The organism is Flocculibacter collagenilyticus, from assembly GCF_016469335.1.
Taxonomy (GTDB): domain Bacteria; phylum Pseudomonadota; class Gammaproteobacteria; order Enterobacterales; family Alteromonadaceae; genus Flocculibacter; species Flocculibacter collagenilyticus.
The window spans coordinates 3,752,708-3,769,014 of sequence record NZ_CP059888.1 but is presented as its reverse complement, the minus strand read 5'-3'; the positions used below and the strand labels follow the sequence as shown (position 1 = coordinate 3,769,014).

At 39.0% G+C, this 16,307-nt stretch carries 14 protein-coding genes; 8 read left to right on the top strand and 6 right to left on the bottom strand.

Annotated elements, in window-relative coordinates:
• Positions 1-76 precede the first annotated feature (76 nt).
• Together msrP and msrQ are read left to right on the top strand one after the other, a co-directional pair.
• Entirely contained in the window at positions 77-1,153 is a 1,077-nt protein-coding gene (gene msrP / locus HUU81_RS16545) for a protein-methionine-sulfoxide reductase catalytic subunit MsrP (protein ID WP_199609999.1), read from the top strand.
• 18 nt (positions 1,154-1,171) lie between these two features.
• Positions 1,172-1,825 carry a protein-methionine-sulfoxide reductase heme-binding subunit MsrQ gene (msrQ, locus tag HUU81_RS16540; protein ID WP_233520535.1) on the top strand — a complete coding sequence of 218 codons (654 nt, stop codon included), beginning with the start codon at positions 1,172-1,174 and terminating at the stop codon, positions 1,823-1,825.
• A 121-nt stretch (positions 1,826-1,946) separates the two neighbouring features.
• Here the strand turns inward: msrQ and HUU81_RS16535 are convergent, their stop codons facing one another.
• The 4 genes from HUU81_RS16535 to HUU81_RS16520 form a co-directional block, all read right to left on the bottom strand.
• A complete protein-coding gene (locus tag HUU81_RS16535; protein ID WP_199609998.1) occupies positions 1,947-3,005 on the bottom strand; it encodes a hypothetical protein in 1,059 nt (352 codons plus the stop codon).
• A 159-nt stretch (positions 3,006-3,164) separates the two neighbouring features.
• Positions 3,165-4,250: a ParB N-terminal domain-containing protein gene (locus HUU81_RS16530; RefSeq protein ID WP_199609997.1), complete on the bottom strand. Its 1,086-nt coding sequence runs from the start codon at positions 4,248-4,250 to the stop codon at positions 3,165-3,167.
• Between the two features lie 63 nt (positions 4,251-4,313).
• Positions 4,314-5,078, bottom strand: a complete 765-nt coding sequence (locus HUU81_RS16525) for a 4'-phosphopantetheinyl transferase family protein (protein ID WP_199609996.1) — start codon at positions 5,076-5,078, stop codon at positions 4,314-4,316.
• A gap of 33 nt (positions 5,079-5,111) precedes the next feature.
• Positions 5,112-5,405 (bottom strand): hypothetical protein, encoded by a 294-nt coding sequence (locus HUU81_RS16520; RefSeq protein ID WP_199609995.1) that lies wholly within the window; start codon positions 5,403-5,405, stop codon positions 5,112-5,114.
• 295 nt (positions 5,406-5,700) lie between these two features.
• Between HUU81_RS16520 and HUU81_RS16515 the strand changes: the two genes are divergently transcribed.
• Positions 5,701-7,980 carry a winged helix-turn-helix domain-containing protein gene (locus tag HUU81_RS16515; protein ID WP_199609994.1) on the top strand — a complete coding sequence of 760 codons (2,280 nt, stop codon included), beginning with the start codon at positions 5,701-5,703 and terminating at the stop codon, positions 7,978-7,980.
• Between the two features lie 103 nt (positions 7,981-8,083).
• Here HUU81_RS16515 and HUU81_RS16510 read toward each other — a convergent pair whose 3' ends face one another.
• Positions 8,084-8,275, bottom strand: a complete 192-nt coding sequence (locus HUU81_RS16510; protein ID WP_199609993.1) for a hypothetical protein — start codon at positions 8,273-8,275, stop codon at positions 8,084-8,086.
• Positions 8,276-8,559: 284 nt separating this feature from the next.
• Here HUU81_RS16510 and HUU81_RS16505 point away from each other — a divergent pair, with 284 nt between their 5' ends.
• Positions 8,560-9,651, top strand: coding sequence for a ParB/RepB/Spo0J family partition protein (locus HUU81_RS16505; RefSeq protein WP_199609992.1), 1,092 nt, complete (start codon positions 8,560-8,562; stop codon positions 9,649-9,651).
• Between the two features lie 47 nt (positions 9,652-9,698).
• On the opposite strand, the gene HUU81_RS16500 is transcribed toward HUU81_RS16505, so the two are convergent.
• The gene (locus tag HUU81_RS16500) at positions 9,699-10,454 is read right to left on the bottom strand and encodes a thioesterase II family protein (protein ID WP_233520534.1); all 756 of its coding nucleotides are present in this window, start codon (positions 10,452-10,454) and stop codon (positions 9,699-9,701) included.
• A 124-nt stretch (positions 10,455-10,578) separates the two neighbouring features.
• On the opposite strand from HUU81_RS16500, the gene HUU81_RS16495 reads away from it, so the two are divergent.
• The 4 genes from HUU81_RS16495 (at position 10,579) to HUU81_RS16480 (ending at position 16,304) form a co-directional block, all read left to right on the top strand.
• Positions 10,579-11,676, top strand: coding sequence for a sensor histidine kinase (locus tag HUU81_RS16495; RefSeq protein WP_199609991.1), 1,098 nt, complete (start codon positions 10,579-10,581; stop codon positions 11,674-11,676).
• A 15-nt stretch (positions 11,677-11,691) separates the two neighbouring features.
• Positions 11,692-12,402: a LytR/AlgR family response regulator transcription factor gene (locus HUU81_RS16490; protein ID WP_199609990.1), complete on the top strand. Its 711-nt coding sequence runs from the start codon at positions 11,692-11,694 to the stop codon at positions 12,400-12,402.
• 172 nt (positions 12,403-12,574) lie between these two features.
• A complete protein-coding gene (locus tag HUU81_RS16485; RefSeq protein ID WP_199609989.1) occupies positions 12,575-13,264 on the top strand; it encodes an ankyrin repeat domain-containing protein in 690 nt (229 codons plus the stop codon).
• A 574-nt stretch (positions 13,265-13,838) separates the two neighbouring features.
• On the top strand, positions 13,839-16,304 hold the full coding sequence (locus HUU81_RS16480) for a penicillin acylase family protein (RefSeq protein WP_199609988.1): 2,466 nt from the start codon (positions 13,839-13,841) through the stop codon (positions 16,302-16,304).
• Positions 16,305-16,307 lie beyond the last annotated feature (3 nt).

The following is a 16,307-nucleotide window of genomic DNA, read 5'->3' as shown; positions in this document are numbered from 1 at the left end:
TTAAACAGTTAGGTCAACACGCACTAACGGTTAGATTTTGTAATCAGATCAATAAGGTGAGGTTAGACGAGGGGATATGGCTAAAAATCAAGAAAAAGCTCAGGCGTTTTATATACGAGATTCAGCCATTGAACAATTGCCTGAGTCGCAAGTAACCGATGAAAGTGTTTATTTACAGCGCCGTACTTTATTAAAGCGCTTAGGTTATTTAGGTGCTGGCGCATTATTGTCACAACATGCGCTTTCTTCTTCAGCACATGCAGATGTATTGGGCTTTTTTTCTAACGATGATGACAAAAAGTCAGGTTTTAAGCGCTCCCCACTTACTTTTTCGCAGCCAAAAGCTTTTGATAAAACACAGGCTGGTGAACAACTTGTGCTAACACCAGAAAAAAAAGTAACCACGTATAATAATTTTTACGAATTTGGTGCGAAGAAAGATCAGCCTGCTGAATATGCACAAGACTTTAAAGTGAATCCGTGGCAATTAAAAATTGGTGGGGAAGTTGAAAAACCAATTACGCTAGATTATGACGACTTAATTAAAAAATTTCCCCTTGAAGAGCGTATTTATCGATTACGATGCGTTGAAGCATGGTCTATGGTGATCCCTTGGGTTGGCTTTTCGCTCGCGGCATTGATTAAACATGTAAAGCCAACCTCAAAAGCAAAGTATGTAGCATTTCAAACCTTGTACGATCCTGAGCAAATGCCAGGACAAAAAAGCCGCTTTTTAGGTGGAGGAATTGATTATCCCTACGTGGAAGGGTTACGGTTAGATGAAGCGCTTCATCCGTTATCATTAATGGCGGTGGGGTTGTATGGCAAAACATTACCCCCACAAAACGGTGCGCCAATTAGGCTGGTGGTACCTTGGAAATATGGTTTTAAAAGTATTAAGTCGATTGTCAGTATTCAACTAACTGAACGCCAACCGCCCACCACATGGAATATTCTGGCACCGCAAGAATATGGCTTTTATGCCAATGTGAATCCAAAAGTTGCACACCCAAGATGGAGCCAAGCAAGCGAACGACGTATTACCACGGGTGGCTTGTTTGCACGCAATCGAATTCCTACGCAACTGTTTAATGGCTATGCCGAGCAAGTGGCGCATTTATATAAAGATATGGATTTAACAAAGTATTACTAGGTTTGTGAATAGGTACGTATGGAAAATAATATTGTAGAAGACGATAACGTCGACAGGATGAAAACCCGAGGATTTTCAACCAAAACAAAAGTATGGTTAATAAAAGGGGTGATGCATGTATCGGCCTTAGTACCTATTTTCTACTTATATTTTCAAGCTTGGCAGGATCAACTCGGGGCAGATCCCGTTGACGCCGTGATTCATTTTACTGGTGTTGGTGCATTAAACTGTTTAATTGTGACTTTAATGCTTGCGCCGTTAGCAAGACGGTTACGTATGGGGTATTTATTACAAACCCGACGTTTAATAGGCTTATATGCTTTTTTATATGCCTGTTTACACCTCGCTAATTATATTTTGTTTGAATTGCAGCTCGACTTTTCATTAGTCATCAGCGAAATTGTCGAGCGTCCCTACATTACTGTTGGTATGGTGGCGTTTTTAATATTGTTTGCGTTAACGTTAACCTCTCCGATGATTGCCCGTAAACGCATGGGCAGAAAATGGCAACAACTGCATAATTTTGTGTATTTAGCGGTGCTGTTAATTTGCATTCATTTTTATTGGTCGCAAAAAGCCGATGTTATTGAGCCTATAATTTACTTTTTTATCGTTTTCTTTTTATTCTGGTTGCGAAAAGATAAGTTATTAAAATGGATTAAGTATCGCTAGTTGTTTATTTGGCGAAAAGGGGGTTATATTTGAAGGCTGCTTTAGTGTTTAGAGACAAATATAGAGTTACATGATGATTTCATTGTTGATCGAATCACCACGTAACCTACTCATTTTATTCTTAGTTACATAGCCTAACAGCTTGCCCATCTACGCTGGTCTTAGGTGAAGAGCATACTTGCCCAGATACACTTCCATTCGCCGAACGTAAAATAATTCGATTATCTGTTTGGTTGATAATAGTTGATTTGTGGCTACGCTGATAACCAGGGGTTACTTGCGCTAACTTTTCATAGTATAACGCATCGTTTTGGTCGTTTAAGTCTTTATTAATAAGCTTCACACTTTCAGCAATACCTAGCGAAAGCTCTTGAGCTAGATCGTGTTGAGAGTTTGTAAGCCATTTTTTTGCGTTTTTAGACACGAAGTAATCCCTTGTTTTAAGGTATCTTTTAACTTTTTCAGTACGCTTTAGGTAGTTGCTACGCTCAATTAATGTTTTACGCTTCTTTTCTGGTAAAGCAAAATATTCAGCTTTTATTTCTGCAAGTTGATCCGCAATGTCTGCTTCTGATGCTTCAGCTACAGGTAGCATTTTAGTAAAGTATGAGAACGTATTTTGGTACAAAGTGACATTATCTTTCCACTTTTCTCCTCTTCTAGTTATTGAAGTTTTACTCCGAATCACTGCATGGCGAAACCCTGAGCCCATTTTGAAGCTCACTTCGATGCACAGAAACTCCTCACCAGTTTTTGTTTGTAAATAAATATCATCAAGCCTTTTAACAACTTGGAAGGCCTCTAGATTCAGGTTAGGTGATTGAATGGTTTTTTGAGCCTCATTTAAATATAGTTGATTGAAGTCGTAGCCACTGAGATGTGCGCTTAGGTGTTCTAAGTTTTTTTCAGCTGTACTCATGTTTTTATTATTTTCACTTGATGCAATAGCATGTTGTACCACGCTGCCAACGATTAAGCCTGCTAAGCCGAATTGTATAGCAACTGGGGTGGAATCTACATGGACTGACGGCAACTCAGCTTCTAATCCTTTTTGACTAATAACGATAAATGTCTTTAGGTTTTTGGGGCTTTCTGTCGGCGTGTACGGCACCTTATGAGGAGTTACATTACAACCTGTTAATACTAGAAAGCTCAATAAAAGAATACAACTTAATCTCATTACTGCTCCGATTTAATTATTTTTTATTGAAGTAAGAAGTGCAAAAGGCGCAGGATTATAGGCTCTTGGTAAGCCCTTTTCAAGCAGTAAAAACACTTATTTCATATGATAAAGGTTAACGCAATGTTTCTTATAAAAAAGCGCTTATAAAAATAGAAGTTATTTTTGTAAGTGTGTAATTACTTTCTTTACAGCTTCCGTTACTTGATGGTTATCATCCCAATTTATCGATTTCCAATTTATGTTTTTTATTTCATTTAGCACATTGATTGTTAATAGCTTTTTTACTGTTTGTCCAGTAATGATGTGATCAAAACCAAAATTACCATGATGAACGGCTTGTGGTGTTTTTGTGGTTATATTTACACCAGAAAGTATATCTTTAATCATCAAGTTTATTGTTTTTTTATCTGTAGCATTAAGGACTTTTTTATTATGTGCAGTTTTATATTCTTGTTCGATGCTTAAAACTTGCTTCTTTATTTTAATGAAAGGGTGAGCCATTCCATTTTCATATGCTTGAAGCACACTTGGGTAGCGAGTTAGTACGTTGTAGTTATCATATGCTCCCATTGAAATGCCCAGCATACTCGCCATTTCTGATACGGTGATTGCTTTTAAACCAATTTGTTTATTTGCTAACGAGAGTGTTTCAATTTCATCTTTTGCCGACAAAAAAGCGGCTAACTTACCGTATTGTGGCAAGTCTTCACGACTGGAGTTTTCTTGAAATTGTTTGGTTTTTTTAAGTAGTGGTGGTTGCTCATATACTTTAAATTGTGCCGCGACATTAACGCCGAAGGCATAAATCATGGCAAAAAATCGGCGATGACCGGTGAGTATTTGATAGCGGCTCTCTGAGATTGGGTATACCGTTGGTGCTTGAATAAGCTCCGATACCTTAATGTTTTCTGACAATTCTAAAATAGAATCAATACTCTTTTGTGCCTTTTTACGTTCAATGGACTGACTGTCTAACAGATTTATCATGCAAGACTTGCCAATTAAAATGGTCTGCTCTGCTTGGTAAATATTAATAAGCTGCTGACGACTTAATTTATGTTGTGCAAACTGCTCAGCGTGATGATCTTCAATAATAGTAGCTGGAAAAAAACGTGCATTGGTTACATCAGGATTAACACAACTAATAAACAGCGCAGTATAGGTATGTTGATCGGCGTTTAGCAGTGACTCATTACTTGTATTCAGTGTCGCAATCATTTGGTTAATCAGTGTCGGTTCCATGGTCTTCCTTGAAGTTATTTTTTCTGCAAATAAAATAGTTGGGGTTGTGTGAGTCGGGCTTGATTAATGTTGCTGCGCAAGCTGCCCGCTTAATAAAGTAATGATGTGATCTGATTCAACCTGAAAATGGCAGTCAAATCGCATGCCTTGCTGTAGCTCGTCAGATAAGTGCTCGGTTAACACGAATGAGATGGTTTTTGAGTTAGCACAAAATTCAACGACCTCAGCAGCTTCAAAGCCGAAAAACTGACCAACATATTTATGTAGCGCTTTAAATAATGTTTCTTTGGCTGAAAAAGTAATGGTAAGCAACTGTTCGAAACTAAAATACTGATCATTTATTGAATATGATTGCAACAAATGCTCTTCATCAATATTGATAATGCTTTGCTTTATTTCAGCTGCGGTGTGCAAATCTAGCCAACGCTCAACATCTACACCTAAAAAGTCGGTGTCGTTGTCTATGCCTAGTGCGCACATTCCGATGGAGTCGGTATGAGAAATAGACGCTACCACACCTTGTGGCCAAATAGGTTGGCGTTGTGTGCCTACGGGAATGCTTAAGGCGTTAATTTTAAAATGTTTCAACACTTGTTGCGCACAGTAACGACCAATTAAGAATTCAGCTTGACGTTTTTCCACGGCACCTTGAACGCTTTCTGGGCGGTCTACACCAAATTCGCTAAATAAATCTGGATTAAAGTATTGAGTGTTATAGTGGCAATAGAACACCTTTACGTTGAGCATATTTTCCATTTCTATAAAGCCACATTGTTGAATAAAGTGACTTGAATCTGGCTGTGTTTGAGTTTGTGTTGGAAAATGCATTAGCAACGGCTCCCTGCGATAACCTGAATAAAATTAAGCATTTGCTTTTGGTTTTTTTGAAGACGGCTTACGCTTAGGCTCGTTTGAAGACTCTGGTTTTAGTTCTTCAAGACATTTTTCTAGGCTTTCGCAGAACAAAATAGTGCCTAAACTAATATTTGCATGCATATTTGAGTGCGTTGTAGTGAAAGACACTTTTTCATTTGTTTGTAATGTATTAACATTAGCGTTTGATGTGTGGCTATATGAATATGCATTTGTTGAAAAAAGTGCAGCACATGTAAGAGAAGTTGTTATTAGCTTCAAAGTTAGTTTTGAGATATTCATTTTTCATTACCTATTCATTTGTAATTATGTTTTAAGCCAAGTAGGTAGAACCATTTTTGTGTTGGCTGGTTTGTTGGATTTAAGAATAGGCTTGAAAAAAAAACTTAAACTCTTGCAATGCTCTCGTTTTTAACTTTAAATTGTTTTTATACCGTAATTGAATTATCGCGAAATTATCACGAAGCAGTATTCGCCCCGTATTCACGGCCTTTTAAGCAATCCTCTGTTTAAATTTAGTGTCGTGAAATGACTCAGAAAAATAGAAAAATAACAGTCATAAGAAGGCTAATCTTATATGCATGCTACAATCGGAAAGTGGATTGTATTGGTCGAAGAGTTAAAGCTGACTCTTGGTGATGAAGCATTTGATGTTGAACCTAAGGTCATGGACTTATTAGTGTACCTAATGGAACACCAAGGAAAGGTATTATCGAGAGATACGTTAGTTAATGAAGTGTGGAAGGGTGTCATCGTTAGTGATCACGCTATCACGTCATGTATTGCAAAACTTAGGAAGATTTTTAAACACGATACTGAATTCTCAAATTACATTGAGACAATCTCAAAGCGTGGCTATCGATTAAATGAGTCGCTTAACGTAGCGTTTGTTGAGCACCCTACACAATTAAAGCCTACAGATATAGATATAGTGCAAGACACTTCTGCTAGTGTTTCAAGTGCACTGATAAATCGTGATGCTATACAAGCCGTCATTACAGAAACGTCAGCAGCTCAACAAGAGCAGGTAGGTAAGCCCGAATCGGCAAGTCACCTAAATGACGAGATGGATACACGACAACATACGGCTCGTATTGCAAATAATGCGAGGGCAGAGTCGCGCTTATTCCAACTGAAAAACTGGTTGGGTATATTGATCTTAATTCCTACTATGTTTACCTCTTATTTTTCATTTAAAGATTATCTTTTTACAACTAACCATACGGCAATTAAGTCTAATTATATTGGCTTAGAACCTGTAACCAGTTTAATTGGGGCAGAAAAAGAGCCTGCCATGTCAAGGGATGGACGTTTTCTTAGTTATTTGCACTTTCAAAAAGAGTCGGGCAAGTGGAATTTAAATATTACCTACACCGACTCTGTGCAGATTCTGCACGTGTTTGAAGATGTGGGTGAATATACGCGGCCAGCTTGGTCGCCGAATGGTGATAGCATCATCTTCCATCGTAGCAACAGTGATGGGTGTAACATTTATACGGCTGGCAGCTTTAATACACCAATGCAGGTAATTGAAGAGAAAAAAGTACTGAGCTGTAGCCCTCATAGTAAAGATATCAGCTTTGCGTGGGATAAAAATAGAGAGTTAGTGTATTTTAATGAAAGTGCATCGCGCACCGAGCCTCGTGCTATTTATCAATTAAACTTGAATACAGGTAAAAAAGTTCAGCTAACCAACCCGCAAATAAATGGCTTTGGCGACTACCATTTGCGCTTTTCAGCTGGGTTAAACGCGTTGTTTTTTTTAAGAAATAAGTATTGGCATAAAGAAACTGAATTTCTTAGTTTAGATGTGCAAAATAACCACATTGACCAGTTATTAACGGAAGATAAGTTGGTTAAATCGTTTACGATTGACTCAAAAGGCAACCCCATCTTCTCGGAAAATAAGTATGAATTTGCTTATTATGATCTAATCAATCAAGAGAAGCATATTGTTTATCGTGCAGGTTTTCCTGTGTATCACCCAATTTTAACTGCTGATGATGAGAAAATGCTGTTTGTAACAGAAGCGTTTCAGGGAAAAGATATAGAGTCGATATCTATTGCGGACGCTGCAATCGTGCCAACACCTAACATTTTGAATACATCCAGAGATGACTTCTCACCTGCATTCGCTAATAGAACGAATCTAGTGGCGTTTATTTCTAATCGGACAGGCTCAAAGCAGGTTTATATTGCAGATTTACAAGGAAATCTCATTGCGTCTACCAAGTTAGATAAAAAAATCAGCCCTAAAGTATTGGTCTGGTCACCTGATGATGCAAAGCTCTTTTTTGTGGACGATAACTACCTTTTCCATATTAATGCACACAATGGTGCGCACTATAAGGTGGAGTTACCTTACGACAAAATGATGCTAACAGCGGTATCTGGCGACGGTAAGTCGTTTTATTTTGCATCAGATCATTATCAAGATTGGCAAATATATCGCCTAACTAATAACGAGCTTATTCAGGTAACCAAATCTGGCGGATATGAAGGCATGGAGGGTCACTTTGGTCGTTATTTATATTTCACTAAGTTTAGAAATCATGGCTTATGGCGTTTAGATTTAAATAATGGAGTGGAAGAAGAAATTATTGCAGATATCAACATTTTGATCCCAGGTAGCTTCAAGGTGGGAAAAGATGCTATTTATTACAAACTGCGTTCAGAAGTGGGATTTAAAGTATTTAAACATGCCTTTAACAGCCAAACGAGCGAGGAAATCATTGAAATAGTGGGAGACAGTGAGCGCGGAATAACGGTATCGCAAGATGAAAAATTCATTCTTTATCAAAAATACAGTAATGATAAAGAGTCAGATATTGTTATGGCGAATAAAGTAAAGCTGTAGTCTTACCGCTTTACTTTATTTGAACACGAAATGCGAACACGAAGACAAGCCTAGGTGAGCTCCTTTTATTAGTAAGGAGATATCACCAGCCAGACAAGCGTGGTTAATTGGGTGGGCTAGAAGGCATAATTTCAAGACTACCTTTTACTTCGGTGATTAACGCTTCAGACTTGATGAACTGTTTCAATACAATAGATGGGCAAATATGTAGACCTTCATTGCCATCACGCTTGCCAAGCTCATAACCTTTTTTAAAAGCAACGCTAATTAGCGCTTCTACATCAATACTACTCATTACTACAACTTCCCTGCAAAATCTTGTTACAGATTATTATTCTGTTCAAATTATCATCTGATTAACGTCAACGCAACCTATTTTGTGCTGTTGTTTTTATCACATTATAAATGTGATAAAAATGCTTGGAGAGAGATAAGGAACACTAAGAAGTTGCTGGTAAGTAATTGCTAACCTATTATATTTATTCGTTTTTTAAACTAACCTAGTTAACCCTTAAAGTGGTACAATATGCCCCCTTTAAAGATTCATTTGTTACTAACTGGCTTGGGGTTTATTAAAATATGGTTTCGCTTGAACAAGAAATGGCATCAGCACTAAGAAATGAAGGCTCTGATACGCTTTTTATTGATCAGCCGTATGATTATAAATCCATTTTCCTAAATCGCGTTTTTCCGGATAAAACCAACCCTCGCTTTTTGCCTGCAATCATTATGTCTGATCGCCATGCTTATCAAGTCGCTACAAGGCAATTGACGAAGAAACAACTCATTGAAATTTATGATGCTAATAATAAGGTCTTAATTGGTAAGGGTTGCGCCGTGAACTGTTGCGAGTATGGCTCATTAGATTGGAAAAAAGCGAATGAGTCGATAGAGTCGATTATTGAGCTAGCAGATAACGTTGCTGTTTCTGAAATTATTCAAGTGCCGACTTTATTTCCGATTGCAGATGGCAACTATCAAATCTTAACGGGGCATCGTCGTTTCTTTGCCATGATCTATGCACACGGTGCTGATGGTGCCGCGCACTTTAAAGTGTATGACGACAAGCCGCTGCTACAAAAAACCAAACAGTTTCAAGAGAACGCAAGCCGAGAGGATTTACCTCAATACGGTAAATTACGTGCATTTCAAGATGCCATTCTAGAAATTGAATTATGGAGTACAACGCGTAAGCGCATGGGCGGAAAAGGATTAACCGTAAAAGAAACAGCAAGTACATTGGGTATTTCTATGGGAGCTTACGATAACTATAACGTGCTAACGCGTTATCCAGTGGTTATTGAAGCTTACGAAAACGGGAATGTATTACCATTTGTGAAGATGAAGAAAATGGTACTTGCTGTTGAGTCGGAGTTTAAAGCCGAAACAGATAAAACACTGCTTAACGTGGCTGATAAGAAGCAAATTAACGGACGTCTTGCCAAGTTACTTAATGGCGAAGCAGCGGATAAACCGAAGCCGAGTAGTGTGTCAGGATACCGCTTTAAACCAGTGAGTTCTGCTAACAGCCTAAAAACACTGCTTAGTAGCAATGTGATGGAGTTAGATACTGGAGTTGAGTGGGACGCGTTAGATTGGCAAGACAAAAACGCGGTAAATAAGGCTTTAACTAGTGTGGTTGAATATTTAAATAAAAATAATGACGAGTAATTAAAAGATCTCACGCGTGAGATCTTTTTCATCCTGCTGTCATATTGCTATGCTATTTCATTAGTCATATTCATTAATATTTGATTGAGGTGGCTAATGACAGCCGTTTTATTTTTTTCAACAAAGAAATGGTCTCCACTCAGATAGTTTATATTTACCTCATTGTGGGTTAACGTCTGCCAAGCGGTGAGTTGATCTTTGGTTATTTTCACATCTTCAGTGCCGCTTATTACGTGAATGGGGCAAGAGAGCTTTTTCGGAGTAGCCTGATAGCACTCTGCGATGGCGAAGTCTGCACGCAGCAATGGTAAAACAAAATTCATCAACTCATCATTTTCTAATACTTCTTTAGGCGTACCATTTAAGCTTTTTAGCTTTTCTTTAAATTGCAGGTCAGGCAGGTTATAGCTATATGTCTCGGTAAAGGGTAAGTGCGGTGCTTTACTGCCTGAAGCAATGATAAAGTGTGGTGTGGGTAAGTTCATTTGCTCTAGTCGAGAGGCTAGCTCGTAGGCAACTCGGCTACCTAAACTATGGCCAAAAAACGCATAGGGAGTGGCTGTTATTTCGTTAGCATGTAATAAAATTTCGCTAACTAAATGGTCCATGGTGTTGTGCGCTTGTTCAATGATTCTTGTTGCCCGGCCTGGGGGCTGTACTGCAATGAGCTCTATTTCATCCGGTAATTGGTGTGACCAGTTAAGATAGGTGGACGCATTGCCGCCAGCATATGGAAAACAAAACAATCGCAGGGCTGGATTTGGCTTAGGATGAGGAATAATAAATAGTTTGTTTTCTATCATTTTACTGCCTATTGCTTAATTACACTTCACGGAGGGCTAACAGCATTAATTGCTTTACCTGCTTAGGTCTTCACCTTAGAATGAACCAGAATAGCGATTATTAATTACAAAGCAAGTATTTACATTGAATAACTTTTTAAGCCAATTACCGTCATTTAGTCGCACGCTGTTTTGTGCCGATATCAAGTTCTGGTTGTTACAGTTACTGGGGTGGATCCCATTTTTTTTATTTCAATTTGCGTTAATCGGTAATGTACCGCTGTTAGCGGAAGAAAATATAGTATTTGCATCACTAGCAACTACCTTTGCAATATTCGGCTCACTATTTTTAAGACTCATTTATAAAAAAGATACGGCACTGCGAGTGAACCGTTATCCGCACATTATTGTGGTGCCTTTAGCGAGCTTGGCAATTGCACTGGGTGCCGATTTGTTACTTAATCAATCATTACTTGGGTTAAGCTTATTCAGTGAGCGACTGGCATCAGTCGGCAATCTCCAACCGGCATGGTCTAATGCGCCTTTCATGTTTTTGTCATATCTTATTTGGAGTATTTTATATTTGTTGATCACCAAGCAGCGCCATTTGCAGGCTGCGATCCGTGAGAGGCAAGACATGACGTTAGCACTTCGCGAGAGTCAAATAAAAAACTTAGAGAATCAGCTAAATCCGCATTTTATGTTTAATACAATTAATAATATCAGAGCATTAATTTTAGTGGATGGAGAACGAGCACGAGATTCATTAAGTAAGTTTGCCGATATTATGCGTGCGCAAATTAATTATGAAGGCAATGCCAGTATTACACTAAAAGATGAGTTGCAATTTGTACGCGATTATATGGATTTAATGTTGCTGCAATTTGGTAAGCGACTTGAATACCATGAGCAAATTGACGATGAATTATTAACTCAAACTGTGCCGCGTTTGTCATTGCACTTGTTGGTAGAAAATGCGATTAAACACGGGGTCATCCCTACTAATGAAGCCGGAAAGTTAGCGGTGTATGTAGGCTATGCTAAAAATGGCTGGTACATTGCCACACGTAATAAAGGCACCTTGAATATAGACAAAAGCAGTAGTGGTATTGGGCTAACCAATCTTCAACAACGGTTACAATACCAATTTGGTGAAGGGTGTCAGTTTAAGATCTATCAGCAAGGAGATGAAGTAGTTAGCCGGATAGATTTTTACCACAATAATTTAGCCCAAGCAGTGTAGTAGGGAGAACAAGTAATGGTTAAAGCGGTTATTATTGAAGATTCAGAATTGGCGCGACTAGAGCTGTCGACCATGTTAAAGCAATACACTGAGGTTGAGGTGATAGATGAAGCCGACAGCGTTGAAAGTGCTGTGATGGCCATTGAGCAAGGTCAACCTGACTTAGTATTTATGGATATAGATATTATTGGTGGTAATGCATTTGATGTATTAGAACAACTCACGCATGTGCCAGCATTAATTTTTACCACGGCGTTTGAGCAGCATGCTTTAGCGGCATTTAATTTTAATACGGTAGATTATTTGCTAAAACCCGTGAATAAAGAACGCCTAGCTGCAGCGATGCAAAAGTTTACTCAAAAAATAGACGTTACTGACACCACCCCAGCATTTGCACCAGATAACCGTATTTTTATAAAAGATGGTGAGCAGTGCTGGTTAGTAAAAGTGGCTGATATTCAATATATTGAAGCTGTAGGCAATTACAGCCGTGTTTATTTCGATAATCATTCGCCGATGGTTTATCGTTCCCTGAATAAAGTGGAAGAACGTCTTAGTGCCGCTCGTTTTCTACGAGCCAACAGACAGCAGCTAATTAATTTAGACTATGTCACTGAGATAGAACCATGGAACACCGGCAGCTTTTTATTAAGCCTATCAAACGGTCGGAAAATAGAAGTATCAAGGCGTCAGGCCACTAAATTAAAGCAAATGATAAGTTTATAAGCACGGTTTATACAAAAAGGAGTGTTGGAATAACCGCTTAAATAGTAAATCTACCACTTATCATAAAGCCAAGTGTTGAGTAGTCATTGTTGGTTATAGTTACACCGTAGTTTGAAGCAAGGGGCTGATAACTAAACATAATAAAATGAATAACAAGATGAAGGTGAAACATATGAAAAACGTAACAACTAAAAAATCAGTATTCAGTGCATTGGTATTGGCAATGACTGCATCGTTAACATCTGCAACCGCAATTGCGCATGATCATAACGATAAAGTTGAACCAAAAGTGATAAAAAATGCAATGGCGCAACAACAAAATGAAGCTAAGACGAAACAGTTTGCGGTTGATCAAGCACTGGCGGGTAAGCCGAATCAAGCGAATGCAGAGTTAATGGTATCGGCACTTAAAGCAGGAAATTTTCAGGTGATCGAATATTTAATGAATGCTGGCTTAGATATTAATACGCCATTAATTGGTGATGGTACGCCATTGATGCTGGCAACGAAACAGGGTAACCATGAGCATGTAGCAAAGCTGCTGGAATTAGGTGCGCTTCCTGATGCAACATCTGAAGGTGATGGCAATCCATTGATAGTGGCGGCGCAGCATAATATGACGGCAATCGCGAAAACCTTGATAGACCATGGTGCTGATGTGAATGCGATAGTAGTGGGTGACGAAACGCCTTTAATTAATGCGAGTCGTTTTGGTCATCAAGATATGGTCGAGCTGCTAGTGAATAATGGCGCTGATGTGAACTTAGCCGTAACGGTTGAAAATGGAAAAATTCGTTCGCCGCTTAATCAGTCTGCTACGTCTTCAATACGCGGCTACCTTGAGCAGCATGGTGCTAACTAATGTGGTTTCAACTACTCTATCTTGGCTATCAAGATAGAGTAGATATTTTTTCAGTACGCTATATCAAGTGTAACATTACCTTGGTATGGCGTTTTTGCGTTTAGATGGCTAAACAAAATTATTAATGAGTTTAAGCATTTAACACTTGCCGAACATGATTAATGATGATTAATATATGGCATCACTTACTTGACGTTATGTTGTCGTGTCATTCGCTTTTTTTATTTTTTATACAAAATAAGTCGTAATATGCATTGCAACCCCTAGCGACAAAACAAACAAGAAAGCACGCCTACTCTTCGCAGTAAAAGTGCAGAAATTACGAGAATAAAAAGAATAATAAATTGTGTATCGACACAACTTGCATAGAAAATACCACATGGTAACCGTATGCCTTTGATAAGCTGCTTTGTGTGTTGTGAGAATTCGATCTTCAGAAAACCAGTAACAAATTTGTCATTAATTGGATAAGAAGTATAACGATATCCGTAAAAAGCATTATCCAATTAGCACTTGCTGTGTAAACAGCATAAGTTATGTCGCCAGTTTTGGCCCTACAGGAGGATTGTAAAAAGTGGTTGAAGTAAAGGAAGGTAAAAGTAATCGTCTATTAAAAAGGGCTATTATTTTTATATTGATACCCTGTGTAATCGCTAGCTTATGGTTGTTTAGCTATTTAAAGTCCAGCTTACCCACACAACATGGCACCTTTCCCGTTACTGGGATTAACGCTAACGTTAAGATTCAGCGTGATGAATATGGTGTTCCCTCCATTCAAGCGAAAACAGATAACGATGCGTTTTTTGCAATGGGATATGTACATGCCCAAGATAGATTATGGCAGCTTGAATTTCAGCGTCGCCTTGCTTACGGTGAACTAAGCGAATTATTTGGTTATAAAATGCTAGACCAAGATCGCTGGATGCGTACGTTAGGGTTGAAATATGTCGCGGAAAAATCATGGCATAGTCTTGCTCCGCATGCGCAAGCTTCGTTACAAGCATACAGTGACGGTATTAACGCTTGGTTAAAACAAACCAAAACACTGCCTCCAGAATTTGAGTTTTTAGAGATACAACCCAGAGCATGGACTGCAATAGATTCTTTAGTGTGGAATAAGTTCTTTGCCTTAAACTTAGCGAAAAATGTGACCACCGAGGTGGAGTACTTCCTTTCTAAGCAAGCTTTAACTGATCAGCAAGTGGCAGAATTATTTCCGGACTACCGTGCCAGCGACGCATACAGTGAAGTCGAAAAAAACTCAGACAGTAATAACTCAGATACACTGAACGCTTTAGAGTCAGTATTGAATATTCACAATGACTTAAAAGACCTGTTCCAAGTAGGTGGAAAGTACGTAGGCAGTAATGCATGGGTTGTTGCGGGTAAACATACTAAAAATAATCAGCCTATTTTAGCGAATGACCCACATTTAGGGATTCAAATCCCTTCACTTTGGTACGCTGTCAATGTGCAGGGCGATAAATTACATGCGTCAGGGATGAGCTTAATTGGTTTGCCATTAGTAATTTTTGGTCATAACCAGCATATCGCATGGGGTGGCACGAATATGATGGCCGACGTGCAAGATTTATACTTTGAGCAAGTTAATCCAATGAATCCGAATCAGTATAAATTGGATGAACAATGGCTGCCGTTTGAAACTCGCCAAGAAGTCATCAAAGTGAGAGCTGAATATCCAGCCTCATTACGACCAGCGCTAGAACCGGTTACCCATAATGTAAGAACAACAAAAACGGGACCGATTGTTAGTGATATTTTAGCGGTATTCGAGCAACCTATTTCGTTAAGCTGGGTAGGATTGACTGAACAAGACACGACTTATCAGGCATTACTAGATGCGAATTACGCAACAGACTGGACCAGCTTTCAACAAGCGATGAGCCAGCATGTAGCACCCGCCCTTAATTTTTTATACAGCGATAAAGCCGGTAATATTGGTTATTTAGCCGCGGGACGGTTACCGCAACGTGGCATTGGTGAAGGTATGGCCATTTTGCCCGCATGGCAAAGTCAGTATCGCTGGCAAGGTGAAGTGCCTTATGCACAAATGCCTAAAATCTATAATCCTGCATCAGGATATTTATATCAGGCAAACAATGAAGTCGTAACGGATGAATCGCTATTTATTTCTAATGATTGGGCGTCACCGGCACGTGCCAATCGTATTAATACCTTACTAACACAAAAGATTGATGCGGGTGAACAGATTGACTCTGCTTATATGCAAGCCATGCAAACCGATGCGGTTGACTCGTCGGTATCGGCACTTCTACCCTATTTAACGGCATTGCAAGCCGAAACCGCACAACAGCAAGCGGCGTTGAGTTCGTTACAGAAATGGCAGGGTGAGATGTCACTGGATAGTGTGGGTGCCTCGGTCTTTCATGTGTGGATGAAGCATCTACGTGCGCAAATCATAGCAAGCAACTTGTCTGACAAATGGGGTGATGCAAGAAAGCGTGGTCGCTTGTATGCAATTTCTGGCCAGTTAGAGATTGATGATATGCCTCGAGTGCTTTCTAAGCCAGAGGTATGGTGTAACACTGATAATACGCAATCAGCGTCGTGTGATAAATTATTGCTAAGCAGCTTGAATATGGCAATTGATGAGCTGGATAAATTCTTTGGCGCAGACGTTGACGACTGGCAGTGGGGAGACTTACAAAGTGCTTATTATCGTCATAATCCATTTAGTGAAATTAAAATCCTTAATATGTTTTTTGAACGCACACATGCGGCCGCTGGTTCACCCAATACGATTAATGCAGCCAGTTCTCGTTTTGATAAAACAGATGGTTACTTAAAAACGTTTGGTGCAGGATTTCGCTTTGTGATTGATCTTGATAACACAACGTTTGATCTTAATTACATTAATTCAGCGGGTCAGTCGGGTCACTTTTTAAGTGACAATTATGACGACATGATCCCAAAATTTCATCGTGGTGATTTACTCTCAATTCACTTGCCTGCTGAGGATCAATCAACATTGACCTTAGTGCCTAGTCAAACTAATTAGAAG

Excerpts from the sequence above, each read along its gene's own strand:
- msrP (WP_199609999.1), top strand. The coding sequence starts at position 77 with ATGGCTAAAAATCAAGAAAAAGCTCAGGCGTTTTATATACGAGATTCA.
- msrQ (WP_233520535.1), top strand. The coding sequence starts at position 1,172 with ATGGAAAATAATATTGTAGAAGACGATAACGTCGACAGGATGAAAACC.
- HUU81_RS16535 (WP_199609998.1), bottom strand. The coding sequence starts at position 3,005 with ATGAGATTAAGTTGTATTCTTTTATTGAGCTTTCTAGTATTAACAGGT.
- HUU81_RS16530 (WP_199609997.1), bottom strand. The coding sequence starts at position 4,250 with ATGGAACCGACACTGATTAACCAAATGATTGCGACACTGAATACAAGT.
- HUU81_RS16525 (WP_199609996.1), bottom strand. The coding sequence starts at position 5,078 with ATGCATTTTCCAACACAAACTCAAACACAGCCAGATTCAAGTCACTTT.
- HUU81_RS16520 (WP_199609995.1), bottom strand. The coding sequence starts at position 5,405 with ATGAATATCTCAAAACTAACTTTGAAGCTAATAACAACTTCTCTTACA.
- HUU81_RS16515 (WP_199609994.1), top strand. The coding sequence starts at position 5,701 with ATGCATGCTACAATCGGAAAGTGGATTGTATTGGTCGAAGAGTTAAAG.
- HUU81_RS16510 (WP_199609993.1), bottom strand. The coding sequence starts at position 8,275 with ATGAGTAGTATTGATGTAGAAGCGCTAATTAGCGTTGCTTTTAAAAAA.
- HUU81_RS16505 (WP_199609992.1), top strand. The coding sequence starts at position 8,560 with ATGGTTTCGCTTGAACAAGAAATGGCATCAGCACTAAGAAATGAAGGC.
- HUU81_RS16500 (WP_233520534.1), bottom strand. The coding sequence starts at position 10,454 with ATGATAGAAAACAAACTATTTATTATTCCTCATCCTAAGCCAAATCCA.
- HUU81_RS16490 (WP_199609990.1), top strand. The coding sequence starts at position 11,692 with ATGGTTAAAGCGGTTATTATTGAAGATTCAGAATTGGCGCGACTAGAG.
- HUU81_RS16485 (WP_199609989.1), top strand. The coding sequence starts at position 12,575 with ATGAAAAACGTAACAACTAAAAAATCAGTATTCAGTGCATTGGTATTG.